The 2,525-nt window shown below is 72.7% G+C and carries 3 protein-coding genes; all 3 read right to left on the bottom strand.

All coding sequences use genetic code 11. From position 1 onward, the window contains the following. A partial coding sequence (locus tag GT354_RS02655) for an MFS transporter (protein WP_346011811.1) occupies positions 1 to 358 on the bottom strand: 358 nt, incomplete at its 3' end. A 92-nt stretch (positions 359 to 450) separates the two neighbouring features. Continuing rightward, positions 451 to 1,704, bottom strand: a complete 1,254-nt coding sequence (locus tag GT354_RS02650) for an ATP-grasp domain-containing protein (RefSeq protein ID WP_161354526.1) — start codon at positions 1,702 to 1,704, stop codon at positions 451 to 453. Continuing rightward, a partial coding sequence (locus tag GT354_RS02645; protein ID WP_161354525.1) for an ATP-grasp domain-containing protein occupies positions 1,701 to 2,525 on the bottom strand: 825 nt, incomplete at its 5' end. The genes GT354_RS02645 and GT354_RS02650, both read right to left, overlap by 4 nt.

The following is a 2,525-nucleotide window of genomic DNA, read 5'->3' as shown; positions in this document are numbered from 1 at the left end:
TCCGCTGGGCCGTGTAGTACGCGTTGACACCCGACTGGACCAGCACGTACGCACCGGCGATCGCCCACGGGCGATGCGCCACCAGGAACGACAGGAAACCGGCGGCGCTCACCACGTTGGCGGCCACCGTGAGTCGGCGCGGACCCTGCCGGTCCAGGTAACGGCCGGCGAGGAACACCACGGGCAGGGCGACGAGTTGGCCGACCGTGACCGCCGCCCCCACCGCCGACACGGACAGGTCCCGGGCGGTGGTGAAGTACAGCAGACCCAGCGGGAGCAGCATCCCGTTGCCGAGGGAGTCGACCAGGTTTCCGATCAGAAACCGGCCGTGACCGCGCAGCGACGGCAGCCCGAGCACACGGCGCAACCGACCGGCGGCGCCGGCTGTACGTCGTTGTGGCCGCCGGCCGGGGGAGGCAACAGGTCCGGAGGAGGGACGCGGGGAGGGGGTCACGGCGTCAGCAGACCCCGGATCTTCTCCAGGATCTCCTCCCGGGGGAAACCGCTCGCCCCGTGCACCTCCTCAAGGGCCTTGACGGTCTGCCGTTCCTCCCCTTCGGCAAGGGTGAGCACCACGATGTCCCCCCGACTGGTGGCGTCCATGACCAGCTCGTGCGCGGTGATCAGGTCCAGCCGATCCCGCAACAGCGCCCGCGCCGCGTCCGGCAACCGCTCGGGGGAGAGGAACTCGATCGCCCAACGGGTGCGGGCGGCCGGGGCCGGGACGAACCGGCCGAGGGCCAGGTCGGCGAGGGCGCCGAAGGTGTTGGTGTCGGACGCCGCACAGGACAAGGTCGTGGCGCCGCCGATCCGCGGGTTGACCTCCAACACGACGTAGCGCGAACCCGTGTAGACCATGTCGACGTTGACGGACCCGTATACGCCCAGTTCCTCGCACAGGCCGACCAGCTTCCGCGCGATTGGTACGAACGCGGCCTCGGCCTCGGGCCGCGGCCCGCACCAGCGCAAGTCGGCGAAGGTGAACACCGGTTCGGGGCCCGCGGTGCCGGTCCAGCACAGGGGTAGTACCCGGTGGCCGCCGGGCCCGCCGACGATGTCCACCGAACACAGGTCCCCGCGGACGCACTCCTCGACCACCGTGGACACCTGCGGCGGGTCCGCCAGGTAGGCGTCCAGGGCCGCCGGGTCCGGCAGGGCGCGGATGCCCATGCTGGTGGAATCCCAGATCGGCTTCGACAGCAACGGATATCCGATGCGGCCGGCCTCGGCCCGAAGGGCATCCGCGTACGCGGGAACGACGAGCCCCCGCCCGGCCAGCAGATCCGAATCGGCCCGAAGGCCGCGTGGCACGTCGAGGCCGGCGCGGATCAACAGCTGCTTGGTCTCCCACTTGTCGACCAGGGCAAGCGTCGCCGCGAGGGGGGTCACCACGGTGGGGATGCCCCGGGCGTCGAGCAGTTCGCGCACCGTGGCGTCTCGCACCGTGTACTCGCAGGGCAGCGAGATCGACACCGCGGCCGTCGCACCCCACTGCGCCACCAGCGCGGCCAGTTCGGCCGGCGTGACGGCGCGGTCCACACGCTGCCGGCCGCCCGGGAAGTCCTCGTCGCCGGCCTCGCCGTGCGTGTGGAAGAGCCTGCTCTGCACGCCCTCGTGCGCCAAGGCGCGCACCGCCCGCTGAATGTAGGGATCGGCCCGCTGGATGCCGACGGACCGCAGGAACGCCACCTTGTGCACTGTCACGGTCGGTTCACTTTCATCCGAGTGCCGTCGACGGCCAGATCGGCCAGGCGGCGGGCCCGCGCCGAGGACGCGGCGAGGGCCACGACGTGGCCGACGCGGCCCGAACTGTCGGTCGGCTCCGGGACGAAGTCCCCGGGCCGCAGGTGGATCTCGCTGTGGGTGCCGGGGATTTCGGGCACGAAGACCTCCTCCAGCACGCCGGAGTGCTCGGGAAGCAGGAAGCGGATCACCGCCGTCCCCTCGCGCGCGGGAGCCGGCCGCGGCGGCCTGCCGGTCACCGCCCGCAGGTACGCCTCGGCCTCGCTGATCCCGGTCGCCGCCTCGACGATCTCGCAGATGTTGTCCCCGGGCAGCCGAGCGCCGGTCTCGATGACCACCGGACGGTCCGTGCCGGGAGGGATCTTCAGCTCGGTGTGCGCGATGCCGTTGCGCACCCCCACGGCCAGAGCCGCGCGGGCGGCGGTGTGCTGCACCGCCAGGGTCGGCTCCGGGGGAAGACCGGCCGGACACGTGTGCCCGGTCTCCACCCGGTAGCGGCCGCGCGTGGTGTCCTTGCGGACCACCGGCATGGCGTACGCGACCCCGTCGCACACCACGGTGTCCGCCGAGTATTCCTCGCCCGGTACGTAACTCTGCAGCAGCACACGGGAGTCCAGCGCCAGCCCGTGCGGCGTCGCCACCGTGTAGCGGGAGGCGGCCGCCACCGCCGCCGCCAACTCCCCGGGCCCCTCGACCACGCTCACCCCCCAGGACCCGCCCTGCTCGGCGGGCTTGACCACCAGCGGCCAACCCAGCGCGCCCGCCCCGGCCACCCGCAGCGC

Origin of the sequence: Streptomyces sp. SID3343 (genome assembly GCF_009865215.1) — a bacterium.
Taxonomy (GTDB): Bacteria; Actinomycetota; Actinomycetes; order Streptomycetales; family Streptomycetaceae; genus Embleya.
This window is presented reverse-complemented; position numbering and strand designations above follow the sequence as displayed.